This window comes from Mesorhizobium sp. CNPSo 4688 (assembly GCF_057784295.1).
This window is the reverse complement of sequence record NZ_JBWLUY010000001.1, coordinates 135,426-155,588: the sequence shown is the minus strand read 5'-3', so window position 1 is coordinate 155,588 and position 20,163 is coordinate 135,426. Positions and strand designations below refer to the sequence as shown.

General features: G+C 62.5%; 15 protein-coding genes. 8 read left to right on the top strand and 7 right to left on the bottom strand.

Annotated elements, in window-relative coordinates; genetic code table 11:
* Positions 1-372 precede the first annotated feature (372 nt).
* Entirely contained in the window at positions 373-825 is a 453-nt protein-coding gene (locus tag AC04SH_RS00835; protein ID WP_477232558.1) for a MarR family winged helix-turn-helix transcriptional regulator, read from the bottom strand.
* A gap of 48 nt (positions 826-873) precedes the next feature.
* Between AC04SH_RS00835 and AC04SH_RS00830 the strand changes: the two genes are divergently transcribed.
* The gene (locus AC04SH_RS00830) at positions 874-1,785 is read left to right on the top strand and encodes an alpha/beta hydrolase (RefSeq protein WP_488573572.1); all 912 of its coding nucleotides are present in this window, start codon (positions 874-876) and stop codon (positions 1,783-1,785) included.
* A 9-nt stretch (positions 1,786-1,794) separates the two neighbouring features.
* Here the strand turns inward: AC04SH_RS00830 and AC04SH_RS00825 are convergent, their stop codons facing one another.
* A complete protein-coding gene (locus tag AC04SH_RS00825; protein ID WP_192254046.1) occupies positions 1,795-2,190 on the bottom strand; it encodes a rhodanese-like domain-containing protein in 396 nt (131 codons plus the stop codon).
* A 66-nt stretch (positions 2,191-2,256) separates the two neighbouring features.
* Complete coding sequence (locus tag AC04SH_RS00820; RefSeq protein ID WP_477232556.1) at positions 2,257-2,865, bottom strand: TetR/AcrR family transcriptional regulator; 609 nt, start codon at positions 2,863-2,865, stop codon at positions 2,257-2,259.
* Between the two features lie 99 nt (positions 2,866-2,964).
* Here AC04SH_RS00820 and AC04SH_RS00815 point away from each other — a divergent pair, with 99 nt between their 5' ends.
* Positions 2,965-3,711 (top strand): 3-oxoacyl-ACP reductase family protein, encoded by a 747-nt coding sequence (locus AC04SH_RS00815; protein WP_477232555.1) that lies wholly within the window; start codon positions 2,965-2,967, stop codon positions 3,709-3,711.
* A gap of 214 nt (positions 3,712-3,925) precedes the next feature.
* Positions 3,926-5,803, top strand: coding sequence for a L,D-transpeptidase family protein (locus tag AC04SH_RS00810; RefSeq protein WP_488573571.1), 1,878 nt, complete (start codon positions 3,926-3,928; stop codon positions 5,801-5,803).
* A 97-nt stretch (positions 5,804-5,900) separates the two neighbouring features.
* Here the strand turns inward: AC04SH_RS00810 and AC04SH_RS00805 are convergent, their stop codons facing one another.
* The 3 genes from AC04SH_RS00805 to AC04SH_RS00795 form a co-directional block, all read right to left on the bottom strand.
* Positions 5,901-6,365: a hypothetical protein gene (locus AC04SH_RS00805; RefSeq protein ID WP_488573570.1), complete on the bottom strand. Its 465-nt coding sequence runs from the start codon at positions 6,363-6,365 to the stop codon at positions 5,901-5,903.
* 97 nt (positions 6,366-6,462) lie between these two features.
* A complete protein-coding gene (locus tag AC04SH_RS00800) occupies positions 6,463-7,203 on the bottom strand; it encodes a lysozyme inhibitor LprI family protein (protein ID WP_488573569.1) in 741 nt (246 codons plus the stop codon).
* An 84-nt stretch (positions 7,204-7,287) separates the two neighbouring features.
* On the bottom strand, positions 7,288-7,548 hold the full coding sequence (locus AC04SH_RS00795; RefSeq protein ID WP_192254054.1) for a PepSY domain-containing protein: 261 nt from the start codon (positions 7,546-7,548) through the stop codon (positions 7,288-7,290).
* A gap of 362 nt (positions 7,549-7,910) precedes the next feature.
* Between AC04SH_RS00795 and AC04SH_RS00790 the strand changes: the two genes are divergently transcribed.
* Positions 7,911-9,683, top strand: coding sequence for an adenylate/guanylate cyclase domain-containing protein (locus tag AC04SH_RS00790; RefSeq protein ID WP_477232551.1), 1,773 nt, complete (start codon positions 7,911-7,913; stop codon positions 9,681-9,683).
* A 129-nt stretch (positions 9,684-9,812) separates the two neighbouring features.
* Positions 9,813-14,138, top strand: a complete 4,326-nt coding sequence (locus AC04SH_RS00785) for a cytochrome P450 (protein WP_488573568.1) — start codon at positions 9,813-9,815, stop codon at positions 14,136-14,138.
* Positions 14,139-14,167: 29 nt separating this feature from the next.
* Here the strand turns inward: AC04SH_RS00785 and AC04SH_RS00780 are convergent, their stop codons facing one another.
* Entirely contained in the window at positions 14,168-14,854 is a 687-nt protein-coding gene (locus tag AC04SH_RS00780) for a Crp/Fnr family transcriptional regulator (RefSeq protein ID WP_477232549.1), read from the bottom strand.
* A 538-nt stretch (positions 14,855-15,392) separates the two neighbouring features.
* On the opposite strand from AC04SH_RS00780, the gene AC04SH_RS00775 reads away from it, so the two are divergent.
* The 3 genes from AC04SH_RS00775 (at position 15,393) to AC04SH_RS00765 (ending at position 20,088) form a co-directional block, all read left to right on the top strand.
* Entirely contained in the window at positions 15,393-17,657 is a 2,265-nt protein-coding gene (locus AC04SH_RS00775; protein ID WP_488573567.1) for a DNA/RNA non-specific endonuclease, read from the top strand.
* An 8-nt stretch (positions 17,658-17,665) separates the two neighbouring features.
* Positions 17,666-18,643, top strand: a complete 978-nt coding sequence (locus AC04SH_RS00770) for a trypsin-like peptidase domain-containing protein (protein WP_488573566.1) — start codon at positions 17,666-17,668, stop codon at positions 18,641-18,643.
* A gap of 221 nt (positions 18,644-18,864) precedes the next feature.
* Positions 18,865-20,088, top strand: a complete 1,224-nt coding sequence (locus AC04SH_RS00765) for a hypothetical protein (RefSeq protein WP_488573565.1) — start codon at positions 18,865-18,867, stop codon at positions 20,086-20,088.
* Positions 20,089-20,163 lie beyond the last annotated feature (75 nt).

Sequence of the window (20,163 nt, the reverse complement as noted above, 5' to 3'; positions counted from 1 at the left end):
TCGCCAGTTGCGCGATGCCAATTGAACCGACCTCGATCAAGGGCAAATCAGCGAGCATGAACGGGACCGCCACCCCGAAAAGGTAGCGGTCCTTGTTCTCATGGCCGCGACAATCGGGGATAGGTCTGGTCGACGGCGCCCTTCCTGCAGGAGGGAAACCCTATGGCCGTGAAGAATCTGGGTCCAATGTCGCAACGTCTCCTACCCATCCTTTGCTTGCCTGCGCAATATCAAGCGTAATCCTGTGCGGCGGCGGCCCGCACAGAGGCACAACGATGCCAAGCAAAGCCGCGGAAAAATTGCGCAGGGTAGGTCGGCCCCTCAGACGACACGCAAGAGCATGATCTTTCCCGGAGATCATGCCCTGACTGCTCAGATATCCTTCAGCACATCGTAGATCTTGCGCATCTGTTCGCCGATCATGTCGCATTGTTCCGGTGTCGACTGGCTCATCGCCTTCTCGATCAGCGCCATATGCACCTTAAGCGCTTTCATAAGCAGCTCCGTGCCGGCCTCGGTAAGCGTCAGCCGCAGCACGCGCTTGTCCTTCTCGTCGCCTTCACGGACGAGCAGGCCGCGCGCCTCGAGTTGCGGCAACAGCATGGTGATGTTGGAGCGGCCGACCAGCAGTTTGCGGGCGAGATCGTGCTGCGACATGCCGGGATGGCGATAGAGGTTCATCAGCACGTCGAGTTGCGCCGGCTTCAGGTCCAGCGGCGCCAGCTTCACCGCCAGCGTACGCTCAAGCACATGGCAGGCGCGCGCCACCGCGACCCAGTTGCGAAAGCGCGGGTTGTCCCAGGGCAGCTCTTGTTTAATGTTCATGTTTGAACTATTATGTTCATGCTTGAACGGAATGGATGGATCGCCACTATGGCATCATTTGGACTGAAGGTCATCCGGGGCGTGTTCGGCGCCGCCGAGCATGTGGCGCCGCGCCTGAGCGGCCGCGCCGCCTTTGAACTGTTCTGCCGCACGCCGAGCGTGAAGGCGCTGAGCGACGGCGAACGGCGCGCGGTCGACCGCGCCGCCGGCTTCATGGCCGAGGCGCGTCATCACCGGCTGAAGACCAAGAACGGCTGCGTCATGGTGCACGAATTCCGGCCGGAGCCGGGCAGGGCGTCCGCCGGCACTGTGCTGGTCATCCATGGCTGGCGCTCGCGCACCGAATATATGCGTGCGCTGATCGAAGGGTTTCGCAATGCCGGCTACCGGGTCGCGTCGCTCGACCTGCCGGGCCACGGCCAGTCGCTGGGCCGTCGTCTCAACATGGTCAATGCGGTCGAGGCAACCAGGGTGGCGGCTGACTGGTTCGGACCGTTCAAGGCGATCATCGGCCATTCGTTCGGCGGCGCCGTTGCCGCCAACGCCATTGCCGGTTCCATCAAAGGGATCCAGCCGGTGGCGGCCGAACAGCTGGTGCTGATCGCAGCACCGAGTTCCCTGCCGGCGATCTTTGCCGACTTCAGCCGCATGCTCAATGTCGGCCCGCGTTCGCAGGTTTCCATGGCCGATCAGGTGAAACGACTGTCGGGCCGGCCGCTCAACGAATTCACCGGCGACCGCCAACTGGCCGAAGCGCCGGTGCCAACGCTGGTCATCCACGCGCCGGATGACCGCGAGGTTCCTGCCGACCATGCCAGGCGCTACGCCGGCGCCGGCAGTCATGTGCGGCTGCACTGGGCCGACGGGCTCGGCCACCGCCGCATTCTTGCCGACAAGGGCGTTGTCGCGCGCGCAGTCGGCTTTGTGACCGGTCACCAGGACGCAGTATCGTTGCACTGACCTGACTGGTTATTTCTTCTTGCCGCCCGGTTCGACCGGCAGCCCGGCCGCCTTCCAGGCGGTGTAGCCGCCGAGTATGTGCTTGACCGGCGACAGCCCCATGTCCTGCGCCGTCTTGGTGGCCAGCGCCGAGCGCCAGCCGCCGGCGCAAAAGAAGACAAAGCTCTTGCCCGAGGCGAAGAACGGCTTGTGGTAGGGGCTTTCGGGATCGATCCAGAATTCCAGCATGCCGCGAGTGACATGCTTGGCGCCGGGGATCTGGCCGTCCCGTTCCACCTCCCTGGGGTCGCGCAGGTCGACGAAGATAGTGTCCTCGTCGTCGAGTAGCCCGGCAGCTTCCTCAGGCGACACCACCTCGATCTCGGCATTGGCCTCGTCGAGCAGCTCGCGATAGCCTTTTTTCATGGACAATCCCTCCCGGCCGCGTGTTGTCGCCGCTGACCGGATTTCCAGCACAATGCCAGCTTTTTGTCACGCCGTTCCGGCAAGCCCCTGCCACGCCGCCATTGCTCCGGCCACGGTAGCCATCAGCGCGTCGCACGAGGCGCCGTCGCGCGCCTGGATCGACATGCCATGCTGCACCGTCGCATAGAAGGTCGCAGCCGCGTCGCTGTCGAAGCCCTTCGGCAATTCGCCTTCCGCCACGCCGCGTTCCAGTCGTCTCAGCAAGAGGGTATGGTTTTCGGCGCGCCGGCGGCGCAGATCATCGCAGATCGCGCCGCTGCTTGAGTCCTTGTGCAACGCGCCAAGCGCGATCAGACAGCCCTGCGGTCGGTCGTTCTGCGAATAGGCCCTGGCTGTCTGGCGCAGGAAGTTCTCGATCGCCTGGCATGCCGTCGGTGCTTCGTCCAGCGCGGTCCAGATCTCGGTGCCTTCGGTGCGGGTGTAATAGTCGGTCGCTTCGAGAAACAGCGCCTCCTTGCTGCCGAAGGCGGCATAGAGGCTGGGTGAGCTGATCCCCATCGCCGCGGTCAGGTCAGCCATCGAGGTGCCTTCATAGCCTTTGGCCCAGAACAGCTCCATCGCCTGCCGCAAGGCGGCGGTTCGATCGAAGGTGCGGGGACGGCCTCTTTCCGGCATGGCTCTCATTTCTGTGTTGATCGATACATAATTCAGTTGACCTGCGCGAGCAAGGCTGCCAGACATTTATGTATCGATCGTTACATAAAGGAGAATAGCATGTCAGCGAACGGATTGAACGGCAAGGCAGCACTCGTCACCGGCGGCAGCCGCGGCATAGGTGCTGCGATTGCCAAGCGGCTTGCGGCCGATGGCGCCGATGTCGCCATCACCTATGTCAACAGCGAGGCGCCAGCGCACGCGGTCGTTGCCGAGATCGTCGCGGCAGGCGGCCGCGCCATCGCCATCCAGGCCGACAATCGCGACGCCGCGGCAATCGAAGGTTCGGTCTCCGAGGCGGTGAATGCCTTCGGCCGGCTCGACATCCTGGTCAACAGCGCCGGCATCTGGCGCGCTGCGCCCATCGAGCAAATGTCGTTGGCCGACTTCGATGAAACCATGGAGGTTAATCTCAGAGCCCCGTTCGTCGCCTCGAAAGCGGCTGCGGCTCACATGGGCGAGGGCGGCCGCATCATTTCGATCGGCAGCAATCTGGCGGAGCGCGTTACCGATACCAGCCTCAGCGCCTATTCCACCAGCAAGGCGGCTCTGGTCGGCCTGACCAAGGCGCTGGCGCGCGACCTCGGTTCGCGCGGCATCACCGCCAATGTCGTTCACCCCGGTTCGACCGACACCGACATGAACCCGGCCGAAGGCCCGCATGCCGAACACCAGCGGCAGAAGATGGCGACGCCCCGCTTCGGCAAGGCCGACGAGATCGCCGGCATGGTTGCCTGGCTCGCCGGTCCGGAAGGGCGATTCGTCACCGGCGCGGCGCTGACCATCGACGGCGGCGCCAACGCCTGAAGCAACAGCCGGCTTTGACGACCGGGGCGGCGGCGACGCCGCTCCTGGCGTCACGATGTCGTGAAACCGTTCTGCAACAGACCCGCCGAAATTTATGGAAGCTTAACGAAATCAGTATGAATCAGTATAGTAGCGCCTTACATCCGCCATGCGGTTGGCAAGATCGTCTAGCGGCGCGGAACGGGAGCCGGCTTGCAGCCGGAGCGGGTGATCCATGAAATTTCTGGGAAATAAAGCCACTGTGATGCCGCTTGCGGTTGCGGCAACGCTGGCCTTCGGCATGCCGCAGGCAAGCGCGCAAGGGCTGTTCGACATGCTGTTCGGCGGCGGCGTCAGACACAATCCGCAAGGCGAATTCCCACCGCCGCCAAAGCGCAAGCCGCCCGCCGTATCGGGCGGCGGTGGTACCAAAATCAGCAGCCCGAGCTACTACACCTACAAGGCCGACCGGCTGGTGCGCGTCGACTTCACGGCATTGGTGGCAGCACCCCCTCAGGTGGCAACAGCCGAGGATGCCGCCTTTGTGCCGTCGGTGACGAGCACCGCCTTTCGTGAAGCCGTTGCAGGCCTCAGCGATTACGAACTCTATGCCGAGCCCGATATCGCCAAGGCGCTGATTGCCTATTACTCGGCCAATCCCGACTTCATCTGGGTGAACGACGGCAACCCCAATGCCCGCGCCCTGGATGCGGTGCGGGTACTCGGCGAAGCGGCAAGCTATGGCCTCTCGCCGGCCGACTACACGGTCGAGGTGCCGGCAGCCAATGCATCGGCGGTCGATGCCGACGCGCATCTGAAGGAGCTCGTGCGCTTCGAGATGGCGCTGTCGGCGCGTGTCCTGCGCTATGCCCATGATGCCCAGAGCGGCCGCGTCGATCCCAACCGCATCACCGGCTACTATGAATTTCCGCCGAAGCCGGTCGACATGGAAGGCGTGCTGAAGACGCTCGCCCGCACCCAGCAGGTGCGCACCTATCTCGAATCGCGCCATCCGCAGAACGCCGAATACCAGGCGCTGCGCGTCGAACTCGAATCATTGCAGGCCAGCGCCGAAAACGAAATCGTCGTCGATCCCAAGCTGTTGCTGAAGCCCGGCGAGACCAGCGCCGAACTGCCGAAGCTGCTGACGCTGATCGCGCGCAATCTCGACGACGAGATGGGCGGCGCCTATGGCGAGATCCTGGCCCGGCTCGGTACCAGCGATGTCTATGTTCCCGAACTGGTACCGGTCATCAAGGCCGTGCAGGTGAAGGCCGGCATGAAGGGCGATGGCGTCATCGGCCCGCGCACCGTCGCCTCGCTCGCCGGCGCCTCCAAGGCCGACCGGCTCCAGAAAGTGCAGGTAGCACTTGAAGAACTGCGCTGGATGCCGTCCGATCTCGGCAGCCCGCGCGTGTTCATCAACCAGCCCGCCTTCACCGCCAGCTATATCGACAATGGCGAGGAGAAGCTGAAGACGCGTGTCGTCATCGGCCGGACCACCAACCAGACCGCCTTCTTCTTCAAGGAGATCAAGCAGGTCGATTTCCATCCCTATTGGGGCGTGCCGCAGTCGATCATCGTCAATGAGATGCTGCCCAGGCTGCGCGGCGATCCGGGCTATCTCGACCGTGCCGGCTACGAGGTAACCGATTCGCGCGGCAGGCGGGTTCCCTCGTCATCCGTCAATTGGGGCGCCTACGGCGCCAACATTCCCTACAGCGTGCGCCAGCAGCCGAGCGAAGCCAATGCGCTCGGTGAGTTGAAGATCCTCTTTCCCAACAAGCACGCCATCTACATGCACGACACGCCGCAGAAGTCCTTCTTCCAGCGCGACATGCGCGCGCTGAGCCACGGCTGTATTCGCCTGCAAGACCCGCGCGGCATGGCGGCGGCGGTGCTCGGCACCTCGGTCGACGACATCGCCGAGAAGCTGAAGCACGGCCATGCGACCGAAGACGTGACGCGCAAGATTCCCGTCTACGTCGCATACTTCACCGCCTGGCCGGACCTGTCCGGCAACGTCGAGTATTTCAACGACGTGTACGACCGCGACACGCGGCTGATGCAGGCGCTGGACGCGACCGAGGCGGTGCGTTCGCCGACGAGCTGATCCCACATGGTTCCTCGTTCATCGAAACGAGGAACCATTCCTATCTCTTTGTTTTCTTTTAGATTTTAGTCGATAGGCGTTCGCACGATTCGTGCGATCAGCGCTGGATGAGCGGACGCCGGAAGCCGGCGTCACGGCCGGCGATCAGCCAATAGACGAGACCCGCGACCAGGCCGGCGCCGGCGATGATGCCGATATCGGCCCAGCGTTGGGTGTCTTCTTCTGCGCCCGGCCAGATCAAGAAGAAGCCGGCCGCGGCAGCGGCAGCGCCAAACAGCATGTGCACAAGGAAATTGCGCAGCGCGAAGAATTCGGCGATCAGCGCGAAGATCAGCGTCTGCAGACCGGTCAGTATGATCGTCAGGAAATAGACGAACATGCCCAGCGGTGGCACCACTAGCGCCGCGAGCGGGGTGACGATGGCAAAACCGAAATACTGAGGCGCGTTGGGCAGGGCACTCAACGCGGCATAGATTGTCACTACGGCGATCAGGCCGACCAGCACGGCCACTAGATAGCCGGCTAACATCATCAGGATGCGCTTCAAAACGTGCTTTACCATCGCCAATGCACCCCCGTGCCCTGCAATTGTCGCGCGCACTGAGCCATCAAAGGCGTAATGGCGCAAGAGTGCACCCAGCGGTGCTTTGCGGCGCTCTTCAGGCGCCGCCGCACATATGTTGCGAATCGGGCAGCACCCACGTGCCCTTTATCGTGAGGTCGACGCCGTAGTAGACACGGCCGCGTTCATCGCCCTCCGGGCAGTCCCGCGGGACCGAGATCAGGCACATCACGACGGGGTCGCCGACTTTCGAACTGGCGAGGCCGGGCTCCCGGTCATAGGAAACCCCGGCGCCGCCATTGCTGAATCGCGCCAGACTGCCGGCTTCAGGACTGGCGGTTTCCAGCGGGTCGTCGCCGAGCCGCGTCGTTAGCGCCGTGATGTGGGTGAAGGCGCATTGCCCGATCGACGAGGGCAGGAGCTGGTCGGGACTTTTGGGATGGCGTGCGGCGGTGTCGAGCGCCTTCTTGCCGATCAGGGCGACGTTGTAGTCCTGCACCCAGGACGGCGCATTGCCGTAGGTCTGCAGGGCGTTGTTCTGGGCGCTGACGATGCAGGCGGCATCCTGCCCGCAGGCATTCCTGTCGGCGATCAGCGCGCGGGCGATCTTGCGCTTGTCGCCGCCAAAGGCCGGTTCGAAGCCGACAAAAGCCTTGGCGACCAGCACATCGATTGCCGACAGTTGCGGGTCGGCACAGATCGCCTTTTCCACCGGCAGGCTGGCTTTGCGGCAATTGAAGGACGGTCCCTCGGCACGTGCCGCAGTCCCGCAGATTATCGCGCAGGCCAAGGCAATGCCGGGCACGAGCCAGTTGGAACCCCGGCTGGAAGAAAGCATGACCGCCCCCACTTTCACGCACCAGTTTGCCCATCACTCTAGGCAAAAAGTCCGCTGTAAGGAATTGCCGAAGGGGCGGCAGCGCTATTTCGGTTCGGCGGTCACCGGATCGAAGGTGATTTCGACTTTCGCCTTGTCGGCCGTGTAATAGGTGACGGTGTAGCCGTCCTTGTCCCAGTCGACTTCCTTGACATAGCGGAAGCCGTCGCGCTGTTCGACCTTGGCGATGATTGCCGACAGTTTCTGGGCATTCTGCGGCGGCAATGGCCTGTCATCATCCGCGGCAAAGGCCGTTGCGCCGGCGAGAAGCAGTGCAAGGCCGGTCGCCAAAACAAGATTTCGCATGATTGCCCTCATTTCATGTTGGCATGGATCGCACCGGAAACTCGTTCGCAGCCCAATTTGTTCCCGCCCACGGCAAACGAGGCGTGGCTTCCGCAACGCTCCGGAACCGCAACCCAGAGGGGGCGAATACCCCCCACGCATTTGCGGTAACCGGCGGCTAACCATGGCCGCTGCCGTGACCTGCGCTGGACAACCCGATGGTGGTAGAGCTTTGCCCAAGACCCTGCTAGAGTTCTGGTCTTGGCGGGGTGGCATGGCGCGCCAAACCCGCCGGGATTTCTTCTCTCAGTGCGCGGCGGAATGTTTCAGGAACGGGTCGTCGCCTGTGCTGGACCAGAACCAGAAGGGACCGGGGCTCGAACATGGCTGTACGGAACTACACCCGTCAGCTGGCGACAATCATTTCTATCGATGCCGTCGGGTTTTCACGGCTGATGGGCATCGACGATGAGTCTGCTGTCGCGGCATTTGAGGAGCGGCGAGACATCATCGCCGACAGCTGTGCCACGTTTGGCGGCCGCACGTTCGGCGACGCCGGTGACAGCATCATGGCCGAATTCGGCAACCCGATCGAGGCTTTGCGCGCGGCCTTCGATTTCCAGGGCCGCATCGTCGCGCTCAACGCTTCGGTCGCCGACGACATGCGCATGCCGTTTCGTGCCGGCATCAACACCGGCGACGTCATCGTGCGGGGCGGCCAACTGTACGGCGACGACGTCAACATCGCCGCTCGCATCCAGGAGTTCGCACCGGGCGGCGGTCTCGCCGTTTCGGAGACGACCTGGCACCATGTGAAGGACACGACGGCGGCCGAATTCACCGATCTCGGCGAATTCATGCTGAAGAACATTGCCCTGCCGGTGCGCGTCCTCATCGCCGGGCGCGGCGGCAACGGGGCCTCGCCGGCGGCGTCGTTCGCGGCCATCCCTCAGGTCAACGCCCCGCAGAAGCTGTCGTCCAAAGGGCCGCCGGCGATCGCCGTGCTGCCCTTTCAGGGCAATGGCGGCGAGCATGACATCGGCTATATGGCCGATGGCATTGCCGAGGACATTATCTACGGTCTTTCCAACACCAAGTGGCTCTCGGTCATCGCCAAGGGCTCCAGCTTCCAGTTTCGCGACGATACGCTGGGCACGCGGGTGATCGGCAACGCGCTCGGCGCGCGCTACATCGTCAGCGGCACGCTGATGCGCAATGGTGGCCAGATCCGCCTCAACACCTCACTGGCGGACGCGTCCAACGGGCGGCTGGTCTGGTCGCAGCGCTTCGATCGCGACCTGGGCGACATCTTCAACCTGCGCGACCAGATCGGCGCCGAGATCGTTTCGATCCTCGACAAGGAGGTCGACCGGGCGGAGCAGGCGCGCACTTTCCAGGTGCCCTGGGAAAGCCTGGAGACCTGGCAGCTGGTGCGGCGCGGACGCTGGCACATGAACCGGCGCACCCGCGGCGACACCGAAACGGCGCTGGAGTTCTTCCAGAAGGCCTACCGCGAGGACCCCAATTCGAGCGCTGTGCTCAACGAACTGGCGTGGTGGTATTTCTGGCGGGCATGGCTGCGGTTCGGCGACAGCGACGATTTGAACAAGGTCGAGCAGTTCGCCCGCAAGGCCTTGCTGATGGACAGCCTGGATGCGCGTCCGCACGCCCATCTTGGCGCCGTCGACATCATGCGAGGCGAACCGCGATCGGCGGTCGACCATCTCGAGGAAGCGATCCACATCAATCCGAGCTTTGCCTTCGCGCGTTCCGCCATGGGCAGCGCCCAGCTGCTGCTCGGCAATGCCGCGTCAGCGATACCGTTCTTTCTCGACACCGAGCGACTGAGCCCGTTCGACCTCTACCGCTTCCACAATCTGGGGGAACTGGCTGCGGCCTACAGTTTCGTCGAGAACTGGCCAGCGGCGATCGCCGCCGCCGACCGCTCGCTCAACCTGTCTCCGGGCTATTTCTATGCCAGGTTCCTCAAAATAGGCGCCCTGATGCGCAGCGGCCGGCCGGAACAGGCGCGGCGCGAGATGGCCATTTTCGCCACCCGGCATCCCGATTTTTCCGAACAGCGTGTGCGCTGGATACCGTTCACCGACAAGGCCGCGAACGAGTTCCTCGTGGCCAATTTCCAACTGGCCAAATGAGCATGGCGTTCAATGCTGGCCGAACACCGATTAACTGTGAAAAAATTCACATACGTACAACCGATGCAAACCTAGGCGTTGAAGGGCCGGCATCGCAATAACGTGGACAGCCGGGGGGCTTGAACGCGCATGACCAAACTGAAGTATTTCGACGGCATTCGTGAGGCCCAGAAAAACCAGCGACCGCTATCGGAAATGCCACCTTTCGATCTCGGCCGGATCCGCAAAACGGGCCTTTTGGCGCGCATCGCCGAATTTGTCGTCGAAGATCATCCGCGCGTGTGGTTGGCGTTCTTGCGGCGCTTCCGCCCGACTGGCAAACTATTCGGGGTTCTGCTCGTCACCAAGAACGCCGATGTCCGCGACATATTGGAGCGCGGCGACGAATTCCAAACCCCGTACGGCCCGGAAATGACCGAGTTCGCGCGAGGCTCCAATTTCATCCTCGGTATGCAGGACGGCGCCGACTATCGCCGCATGAAATCGTCGGTGCTGAGCGCCTTTCCGCCAGCCGAAGTCGAAGCCGTCGTCAGGCCGATCGCAGCGCGTCATTCGCAAGAGATCATGATGCGCGCCAGCCCCGGTTTCGATGCGATCTCCGGATTGCTGAAGCTCGTTCCAGTGCACATCTGCCGCGATTATTTCGGGATCGAGATCGACGACGAATCGGAATTCGCCGATTGGTCGATCGCGCTCAGCGCGCTGTTCTTTTCGGACCCAGGGGCGAGCCCCGTCATGCGCGAGCTCGCAGTGGTGGCGGGCGATCGTCTTCTCAAAGTCATCGACCGCTCCATCCAGTCGGTCAGGGACCAGGGCTTGAAGACCGAGCAGCCGCTGGCGAGGCTGGTTGTCCAGATGGACCAGGGCCGCTTGTCGCGGGACGACCTCAACGCGATCATGCTGGGCATGATCGCCGGCTTCGTCCCGACCAATGTTCTGGCCAGCGGCAATTGCCTCGACGTGATCCTGTCGCGGCCAGATGCACGGCAGGCGATCGACGCGGCACTTGCTGCAAACGACACCGGCAAGCTGGACAAGGCCGTCCTTGAAGCCATGCGCTTCAAGCCGATCTGGATCGGCCCTTGGCGCTACACCGCACGCGACGCGATCATCGGCAAGGGCACGCGACGCGAGCGCCTCGTCAAGGCGGGCACCGTGGTGATGCCGGCCACGCTGTCGGCGATGTTCGATGCGGACGCCGTGCAGAACCCGGACCAGTTCGATACATCGCGCCCGCATCGCGACTACATGGTCTTCGGCCACGGCATCCATCAGTGCATCGGCGCCGAGATCGCCAGGATCCAGATCGGCGAAAGCCTGCGCGCTCTGTTCCAGAAGCAGAACCTGCGCCGCATGTCGGGCAAGGCTGGGCGGATGACGCGCATCGGCGCTTATCCCGAAACCCTCAAGGTCGATTTCGAACCGGCAGCACTCTGCCGCACGGTCACCCAGTCGATGGTGACGGTGGTCTGCCCGGTCACCCGGTCCGGATCGCTGGACACTGTGCGCGACAAGGTTGCCAGCCTCGGCAATCCGGCCGGCAAAGAGATCCGCACCGCGCTCGACATTGTCGGCACTATCCATTTCACCAGCCTGGCGGTTGTCGGCACGGGCGAGATCGACGCTGATTCCGGTCAGCAAAAGGGAGCTCTGGTTCTCGAGATTTCCGGCGACGGCAGCATCGACGATGTCATCAATGCGGTGACGCACGCCATCGGGCACCGGCTGCGGCCGATCTTCAAGGACGTCTGCGACCTGCGTGACAGCGGCGCCTTGAACGATTTCCTGCGCAAGCACAATGTCGACATCTCGCCGTCCTTCGGCAGCAATGCCGGACTGGTGTTTTCAGGCACGCCCGGTCATTCGGTCCAGCGCATCATGGCCGAGGCAGAGCTTTTCGAAGCTGTGCGCGGCATCGTGGAGCGGCCACGCCAAGGCACCGGCAACGCTCCCGCCGTGCTCGCGGAAGCTCGCCAGCATCTTCGGTCATTGGGGACGTTTGCCTGGGCGTTCGAGCCGGCCGAAAGCCTGCTGGAAAAGCCGCCGGGCCATTGGGGCCGTGCCCTGATGACGACCTTGCTGGTACCGCCGGTCTTCGTCACGGTGGCGATCATCTGGGCTGCTTGCTGGTACATGACCTATAGTGTGGTGTTCGGCAGATCCATCGACATCAGTTCCCACGAAATCTCCCTCACCGCCATAGCCGTAGCAATCACTTCACTTCTGTTGTCGGGACTTGGAGTGTTGGTGGCAGCGGCGCTGCTGGTGTTTGCGTGCTTGCTGGCGCTGCGACGCCGCGAGGACAGAGATCAGCCGGAAAGCACATCGATCGGCATATCTGAATTGAACGCGATACTCGTCAAGGAGGACCACGCGGCGCAGAACCATCTGACCGCGATTTCGACGATGAAGGCTGGCATCTTGCGGCGGCTGGCGCTCAGGTTTTCCTTCTACCTGATCTCGATAGCTGCCCAGAAGGTGTTCAAGCCAGGCTTCCTCAACACCATCAACACCATCCATTTTGCCCGCTGGATACTCCTGCCGGGCTCCAACAGATTGATGTTCTTCTCCAACTACGGTGGCAGCTGGGAAAGTTATCTTGAGGACTTCATCGCCAAGGCATCCGCTGGCCTGACCGGCGTGTGGAGCAACACTGTGGGCTATCCACGTACACGATGGCTGTTCCTTGACGGCGCGCGTGACGGCGATCGCTTCAAGCGCTGGGCGCGGCGCCAGCAGGTGCCGACACTGTTCTGGTACTCCGCCTATCCCCAAATCAACACAACGCGCATCCGGATCAATTCCCGGATCAGGCGCGGCATTGCTTCCGCCGTCGGCAACGAGGCGCGCGACTGGCTGAGCTTGTTTGGTTCGCTACGGCGCCCGGCGAGCGAAACGACCACCGTTCAAAAGACCACCTCGCTGCTGGCCAATATCAGTTCTGCTTTTCCGGCACCTCTCGAGCAGCAGCTGGAAACCGGCGAGATCCAGTCCATCTTTTTCGGCCCGCTCGGCCCGCTCGGTTATTCGCATATGCTTGCGATCCGCGTGCCGGACAAGTTGCCGGCGCCCAAGCGCAGAGCCTGGCTCGATTTCGTTGTTGAGCAGACGAGTTTCGGCGAAGGCAGGCCCGCCGGGCGCGCTATGATAGTAGCCTTTGGTCCCGGTGGCCTGCGGCAGTTTGGGCTCGACGAGGGGGTGGAAGGCGATCCACTGGAAACATTTCCGATCGCCTTTCGCCATGGCATGGGCAATCCCGAGCGTGGCCGCATTCTGGACGACCGAGGCCGCGACGGCCCGGACGAATGGGAGTGGGGGTCACTGGCGAACCCCGTGGACGTGGTCATCGTCTGCTATGCTGAAGACCCGGGAAGGTTGAAGACCGAGATTGCCACCGTGAAACGAAAGACGACCGGTGCCGGCATGAAGGTCGTCGCCGAACTGCCGCTCGTCGTAAATCGTGGTCCGACCGACACGAATGCGAAATCGTCCGATGGGGCAAAGCGTGACGGTAGGTCGGAACGCGGGCCAGCCTACGAGCATTTCGGTTTCGCGGACGGGATTTCGCAGCCGATTGTCCGAGGCACAACCCGCGCCAGCAGGGGCGCCGCGCCTATGCATCTGGTCGCGCCCGGCGAGTTCCTGTTCGGTTATCGTGACGAGCATGGGTTCTATCCAGCCTCGCCCTCGGTAAGCGCATCACGCGATCGAGCCGGAATCCTTTCGCAGGTGCGCCGTAGCCGGCTTATTCCGGGCCTGCCGACACCGCCGCGCGATTTCGGCCGCAACGGCTCATTCCTCGTTGTTCGCCAGTTCGAGCAGCATGTCGACGTCTTCAACGACTACTGCAAAAAGGCTGCAGCCTTGGTCGCGAGCCAACTCGGCAACCAAGCCGTCACGCAAGATTGGATTGCTGCCAAGATGCTCGGCCGCTGGCAGAACGGCAGCTCACTGGTGCGCAACCCCGATCATCCGGGACGCGTTGTCGACAACAACTTCGCCACTGGCGCCGAGGACCCGCAAGGACATCGTTGCCCACTTGGTGCGCACATACGCCGTTCCAACCCACGCGATTCGCTGGGTGAGGACCGCGATACGCAGATCAATATCGGCAAGCGCCATCGTATCCTGCGGGTCGGCCGCACCTATGAGAAGCCGGACGGCAAGAATGGCAAGGTCGAAAAGGGGCTGCTCTTCATGTGCCTTAACGCCGACATCGAGCGCCAGTATGAATTCATCCAGCAAACGTGGGTTTCGTCGGCCACATTCCAGGGCCTCGTCGCTGAAAAGGACCCGACGATTGGTGCGCGCGACGGTGATGGCAGGTTCACCATTCCGTCATGGGAAAAGGTCACGACGCTCCGCGACATGCCGCAGTTCGTCACCACACGAGGTGGCGGTTATTTCTTCATGCCCAGCCGCTCGGCGTTGCGCTACCTGATTTCGCGGCTCTGATTCGGCTGGTCTTCCGTGGGCAAGGAACCTCAGTCGTCGTCCTGCGACTCGGCGATGTGACGCAATGCGCCAGCATCGGTTATACGCAGACCGCCGCGCTTGATGGCGATGAACGAACGGGCGCGCCAGTCATTGAGGGTCTTGTTGACGGACTCGCGCGTGGCGCCGAGGAACTCTCCGAGCTCCGATTGCGAGATCGGTATCCAGCCGGCGCTATCGGCCATCACCTCGGCCAGGAAGACCAGGCGCTTGGCCAGCCTTGCCTCGATGCCGAAAAAGGCCTGATCGCCGAGTTCGCCGCTGACCCAGCGCAGCCTGGCGCACAGAAGTTCGATCATCGCGCGCGCCAGTGGCGGATTTCTTTCAATTCGATCAAAGAGTTGTGTCCTGCTGAGCGACACCAGCTCGCACGCGGTAAGACAGATGGCAGTGGCGGTGCGTGGCCGTCCGTCAAGGGCGCCGATCTCTCCGACCAGGCTTCGCGACAGCTCGATATTGGCCACCAGCTTCTGGCCGCCGGGCGAATAAATCGAGATTTCCACCGTGCCGCTCATCACCCCGTAGATGCGGTCGGCGGCATCTTCCTGGACGAACAGATGCTGGCCCGCAGCGTAGCGCTCGACCTTGCAACCGCTGAAAAGAATATCGAACAGCTTTGGATCGATGCGCGCCAGGCGCGGCAGATCGTTTCTGTCGTTCGCGCCGCCAAAAGCCATGTTGAACTTCCCAATTGCCGCAATCAGCAAAGTTTACGGCAAGAGTGCACCGCATCAAAGCCCGGTGTTCATCCCTTTGCCATTACGCCTTCTAAAGGCGTGGAGCGGCGGTTGCGCCCAGTGGCGGCTTGCGCCAGGCGGAAAGCCGTCTGCACGCCCGGCGGGAGGAGCCGGAGGCGTGCAGACGGCAACTGATGAAAAGAGTTAGGTGATGAAAATTTCTGGTGCCTGCTAATCCTTGCAGAACTGTCGAAATCGCGAAAAGGCGGCATGAGCCGCAATGCCTGTTTCCGCCGTTGCAATTGGTGGGCGCAAGCAGCGTGAGCGTCTGTGATCGAGATCACATACGGCGGGGCTAAAATAATGCGAGCGTCATACATCGCGCGAGCGACTGCGGGCGAAGAGACATGCCAACGTCACGCCTCAGTCATATAGACGCGCGTTGATTTGTTTCCTTGCGCGCCAGCCAGAATTGCGCCAGTCTAAAATGGGGCAATACAGTTCTTTACTTGGCAGAACCTTTGGGGGAGGGGCGACCATGCCGGTCAGCAGAGAGCAGCGTATCCGCCAATATCTCGATCTCGTCACCGGGGGCGAGGGGACTGAATCGGTCCTCGCCAACATGGAGACGATGGCCGGTGGCGCCTTGGAATCCCTTGCGCCCACGGACGGCGGCAAGACGGAAGCGGCGTTTGAATCGGCGCGCGCGGGTGCGGAGAATCTGGCGCGAGGGGCCGAAGTCGCGCCCGACCAGCTTGCCGATCTGGAAGCCATAATCATCCCGGAGCTACGGCCGGTCTACGACATCAAGGATGGGACCTTCACGACGCTGACTTTCGACGGCGCTCCGACACCGGGTCACTCGCTGTGGACGAAGCTGACCAGCGAGGCCGCATTGAAGCAGCGCATCGAAGCCACCCTGCCGGCGATCGGGCGCATCGAACTGTTGTGGAACACCAACATCCCCTATGGCGGCACCGGCTTTGTCGTCGGGCGCAACCTCTTGATGACCAACCGTCATGTTGCGCAGATCTTCGCCGCAGGCCTCGGTGACCGCAATCTGCAGTTCATCAATGGCCGCGCCGCCGGCATCGACTTCAAGCGCGATTCGGCCGCAGGAAACGTCTTCAAGATCCACAATGTCCGGATGATCCATCCCTATTGGGACATGGCGATCCTAGAAGTCGAGGGCCTGCCCGACACCATCAAGCCGCTGTCGCTCGCCGTCGCCGACGCGCGCGACATGCTGCGTCAGGAAGTTGTCGCCATCGGCTATCCGGCGTTCGACAACCGCAACGCGGTCGATGTCCAGAACGACCTCATGCGCAACCGCTTTCAGGTCAAGCGCCTGCAGCCGGGCATGCTGCAGGGCGGCTTCGGCACCGAGAGTTTCGGCAAGATCGTCAACGCGGCCACACATGATTGTTCGACGACTGGCGGCAACTCCGGTACCGCCATGATCAACCTCGCCACCGGCGAGGTCGTGGCGCTGCATTTTGCCGGCCGCTATCTCGAGCGCAACTACGCCGTGCCCACCGGCGCGCTGGCCAAAGACCAGCGTGTCGTCGACCTCGGCCTCAACTTCGCCAGCGCCGCCAGCGGCGGCCCCAACGATTGGGGCGCCTGGTGGAACAAGGCCGACGGCGCCTCGCCGGCCGAGGGCGTAAACCTGGTCGAGGTCGGCGGGGTAAAGCGGATCCCGGGCGTTGCCACCCAGACGCCTTCATCCGGAGGTGTCGTCGTTTCGCCCGGCGGCAGCGTCACCTTCGAAGTGCCATTGCGCATCACCGTGTCGCTCGGCGCAACGCCTGCCCATGAGGCGGTTACGGAATCGGTCGAACTCGAAGCGGCCAAACCGACGCCCCCCGGCGGCGCGTTCGTTCCCAAATCGGTCGCCGACTATGCCGCCTATGAGGGCTACGACGAAAAATTCCTGTCCGGCGGCACCAAGCTCGCGCCGGTCGTGGTACCGATGCCGGAGGCCACCGACCCTTCCGTTCTGGCGCCGCTCAAGGCCGGCGGCACGCGGCTCGACTACCAGAACTTCTCGCTCAAGATGCACGCCAAGCGGCGGCTGGCCCTGTTCACCGCCTCCAACGTCACCGAGGAAGGCGATCTGCGCGAGCCGGAAAAGGGCCGCGACTATTCGCGTGGCGGCCTGTTCAGCGAGCGCTGGTTCCCGGATCTGCGGCTCGACGACAAGTTCCAGATCCCCGATGTCTTCTACGTCAAGGATCAAGGCGCTTTCGACAAGGGCCACATCGTCAGGCGCGATGACGTGGCCTGGGGCAGCACCTTCGAACGTCTGCTGAGGGGCAATGTCTGCTCGTTCCATGTCACCAACTGCTCGCCTCAGGTCGAAGGCTACAACCGCTCCGACAGCGGCGAGAAGAACTGGGGCGATCTCGAGAACCATGTCCTGTCCGAGGCGGCGAGCGAGCGGCTTTGCGTCTTCGCCGGGCCGGTCCTGGCCGATGACGACCGGACATTCGCCGGCAAGGGTCCCAAGGGCACCAATCTTCGCGCGCTCGTGCCGCGCCGCTTTTGGAAAGTGGTCGTGGCCCGGGTCAATGACGGCCTTGCCAGCTATGGTTTCGTCCTCGAACAGGACCTCACCGACACGGAACTGGAGTTCACGGTCGCCGAAGAATTCATCGGCGCCATGTACCCGCTGACCGAAATCTCCGAAATGACCGGCGTCAGCTTCGACCAGTCGCTGATCGACGCCGACCAGTACGACACCGTGCGCGGCAGGGAGATCGCCCTGCGGGCCGGGTCACGGAAGCGGAAGAAGAAGGACTAGGGCGTTCAATGACCGAATGGACGCAGACCGAGCTGACCAGCCTCAACCGGATCCTCGCCAATCTCTATCCGATGATCGGCGACGGCGTGCGTGTCGCCAAAGGTGTCGGGCTGGCGACGGCCCAGATCGCCTTTGACAACAAGGCGATCAACAACTGGTTCGCGATTGTCCAGCGCGCAAAGCAGGAGACCAAAGTCGACACTCTCATCGCCTTCGCGCTGGATGAGAATCCCGGCGACGAGGCATTGCTGCAGGCAAAGCAGCATGCCCCGCCACCACCGGTCGAAGGGCCTGCCACCACCAAGTGGAGCGGCGCGCCGGGCCAGCTCGAAAAGATCCTCGGTGACAAAAGCACGCTGGTGCCGATCAGCTATCTTGAACTCGGCGTTATCAGGGCGAAATCGGTGGTGCGCATCAAGCGTGCCGATGGCAGTTCCGGCACCGGCTTCATGACCGCCGGCGGGATCCTGATCACCAACAACCACGTGTTGCCCGACGATGCTTCCATGGTGGGCGCCGTGGTCCAGTTCAATTATCAGCGGACTGTCGCCGGGCTCGACGCGCCATTCGAGGAATTCAGCATCGACACCGCCGTGCCTCTTCGCACCTCCAAGGATAATGACTGGTCGGCCGTCCGCATCAAGGGCGACGCCTCCAAATGGGGCGAGCTGGACATGAAACCCATGACCGTCAAGGTCGGCGACCGTGTCAACATCATCCAGCACCCCGGCGGCGCGCAAAAACAGATTTCATTCGTCGCCAATGTCGTGGCCTTCGTCGGCGGCGGCCGCGTTCAATATCTCACCGACACGCTGCCGGGCTCGTCGGGCTCGCCAGTTTTCGACACCGACTGGAACCTGATTGCGCTGCATCACAGCGGAGGCTGGCTCACCGAGCCCAACGCGGTTACCAAGAGCACATACTATCGCAACGAGGGCATCGCGATCGACACCATCATCCAGGACCTCGCGGCCAAGCCTGTTTAGGGGTGCCTCGGGCTGGCGGCGCGTCGCGGGCTTGCATCGCAATGCGCATTGGTTTGAGAAATGCAATCGCGTGAATTCTTTCGGATGTAGCGGATTTCAGGGCAACACCGAAAGCCAGGGGAGTTTGAACGATCCGCGCTTATTTCGACCTCAGGCTTCAACTGGCTGATCTCTACCCATTGCCTCCCGATTGGTTGCAGGTAACCAAGCAGGCTGGGATCGTGGCAGGCGCGATCAACCTGCAGGGGGCGGCACTCACCGTCTGGTTCAACATCCTCGACTATGCCTTGACCAAGAAGCTGACGCAGCCGCTGATGAACACGGTCGTCCAGCAAAATCCGCAATGCGCGGCCCTATGCAAAGCCTATCTGGATGAACTCGCCACGGGCGAGAAACCAACACTGGAACTGCCTGGCCTGACGACCGACGATCGCGTCAACACCGCGCTGGCGGGCTTCAACGCCGTCAACCAGCAGTCCAGGGACATCCAGGCCACACTCGCCGCCGATAACGGCCTCACCAATGTCACCAGCCAGATCGATGTTCTGAAGACCTACAAGGACCTGCACGACCATTTGCAGAGTTTTCAATATGGCATCGGCAGCTTCCAGACCCTGCTGGTCGCCGCCCGCGACATGGGCGCCGACCTGGAGCAGGTCCGCGTGCTGCGCAATTTCCTCAAAATATTGAAACTCTTCTGCGTCTCGATCGGCGAGTCGGTCATGGAACTGCCCGCGGGGCCGGCGCTTCACGATATCGAGCAGGCGTGGCTCGACGATCTGAAAGCGGCTGCGATCAAATTGCAGGCTGCAATCGACGACAAGTCCCCTGACGCCTACGACGCGTTGTTCGATGTGCGCACCGTGCTGCGCGTCGTACCCTCACGGCTCAACCAGCAGATTTTCGTCACCGCCAAGAACCTGCCCTTTGGGCTTCTGGCCAGCGGTCTCGATACGATAGCCGGCAAACTTCCTGCCGAAGAGCCGTCCGTTCCTCTGATAAAGGCGGCGCATGATGCGATCATGGTGCTGTCGTCGACCATCTATGCGCGCGTCGTCGAGCACAAGCTCTGGCAGGATATCGACAACAAGCTGGCCAGTCTCACCGATATGATCGAACCGATAGAAGGCGGTGCGGCGGCGGACAAGTCGTTGCCATTCCAGTTTTCGCCGCTGTGGCGAAATCTGGAGACGAAGGTCCAGGTTCTTGCCGATCTCGACCCCACTGCAGCGTGGCGGACGACGCTCGTCGACTACTCCACCGACGTCAACGACCAGTTGTCGCGCGAGACGGTCGACACCAACTTCATCCTTGCCTTCGAGGCCTACCGGGACGAGGCCCAGCAACGCTTCGTCCAGGTCGATCTGGCGCTGAAAACGGAATGCGCCTCGATCGTCCGCGTCAGCACGCCATTGCACAAGATCATTGAGGATTTAGGGCCATGAGCGATGAACCGGCGACAGGCGCTGAGATCGCAGCCTCGGCCGATTTTGTCACGCTGAGCGACATCCGGATCGCAC

What these genes read in the sequence shown, in the direction of transcription:
- AC04SH_RS00825 (WP_192254046.1), bottom strand. Translation starts at nt 2,190, where the DNA reads ATGAAAAAAGGCTATCGCGAGCTGCTCGACGAGGCCAATGCCGAGATC.
- AC04SH_RS00805 (WP_488573570.1), bottom strand. Translation starts at nt 6,365, where the DNA reads ATGGTAAAGCACGTTTTGAAGCGCATCCTGATGATGTTAGCCGGCTAT.
- AC04SH_RS00815 (WP_477232555.1), top strand. Translation starts at nt 2,965, where the DNA reads ATGTCAGCGAACGGATTGAACGGCAAGGCAGCACTCGTCACCGGCGGC.
- AC04SH_RS00830 (WP_488573572.1), top strand. Translation starts at nt 874, where the DNA reads ATGGCATCATTTGGACTGAAGGTCATCCGGGGCGTGTTCGGCGCCGCC.
- AC04SH_RS00800 (WP_488573569.1), bottom strand. Translation starts at nt 7,203, where the DNA reads ATGCTTTCTTCCAGCCGGGGTTCCAACTGGCTCGTGCCCGGCATTGCC.
- AC04SH_RS00770 (WP_488573566.1), top strand. Translation starts at nt 17,666, where the DNA reads ATGACCGAATGGACGCAGACCGAGCTGACCAGCCTCAACCGGATCCTC.
- AC04SH_RS00790 (WP_477232551.1), top strand. Translation starts at nt 7,911, where the DNA reads ATGGCTGTACGGAACTACACCCGTCAGCTGGCGACAATCATTTCTATC.
- AC04SH_RS00780 (WP_477232549.1), bottom strand. Translation starts at nt 14,854, where the DNA reads ATGGCTTTTGGCGGCGCGAACGACAGAAACGATCTGCCGCGCCTGGCG.
- AC04SH_RS00820 (WP_477232556.1), bottom strand. Translation starts at nt 2,865, where the DNA reads ATGCCGGAAAGAGGCCGTCCCCGCACCTTCGATCGAACCGCCGCCTTG.
- AC04SH_RS00775 (WP_488573567.1), top strand. Translation starts at nt 15,393, where the DNA reads ATGCCGGTCAGCAGAGAGCAGCGTATCCGCCAATATCTCGATCTCGTC.
- AC04SH_RS00835 (WP_477232558.1), bottom strand. Translation starts at nt 825, where the DNA reads ATGAACATTAAACAAGAGCTGCCCTGGGACAACCCGCGCTTTCGCAAC.
- AC04SH_RS00810 (WP_488573571.1), top strand. Translation starts at nt 3,926, where the DNA reads ATGAAATTTCTGGGAAATAAAGCCACTGTGATGCCGCTTGCGGTTGCG.
- AC04SH_RS00795 (WP_192254054.1), bottom strand. Translation starts at nt 7,548, where the DNA reads ATGCGAAATCTTGTTTTGGCGACCGGCCTTGCACTGCTTCTCGCCGGC.
- AC04SH_RS00785 (WP_488573568.1), top strand. Translation starts at nt 9,813, where the DNA reads ATGACCAAACTGAAGTATTTCGACGGCATTCGTGAGGCCCAGAAAAAC.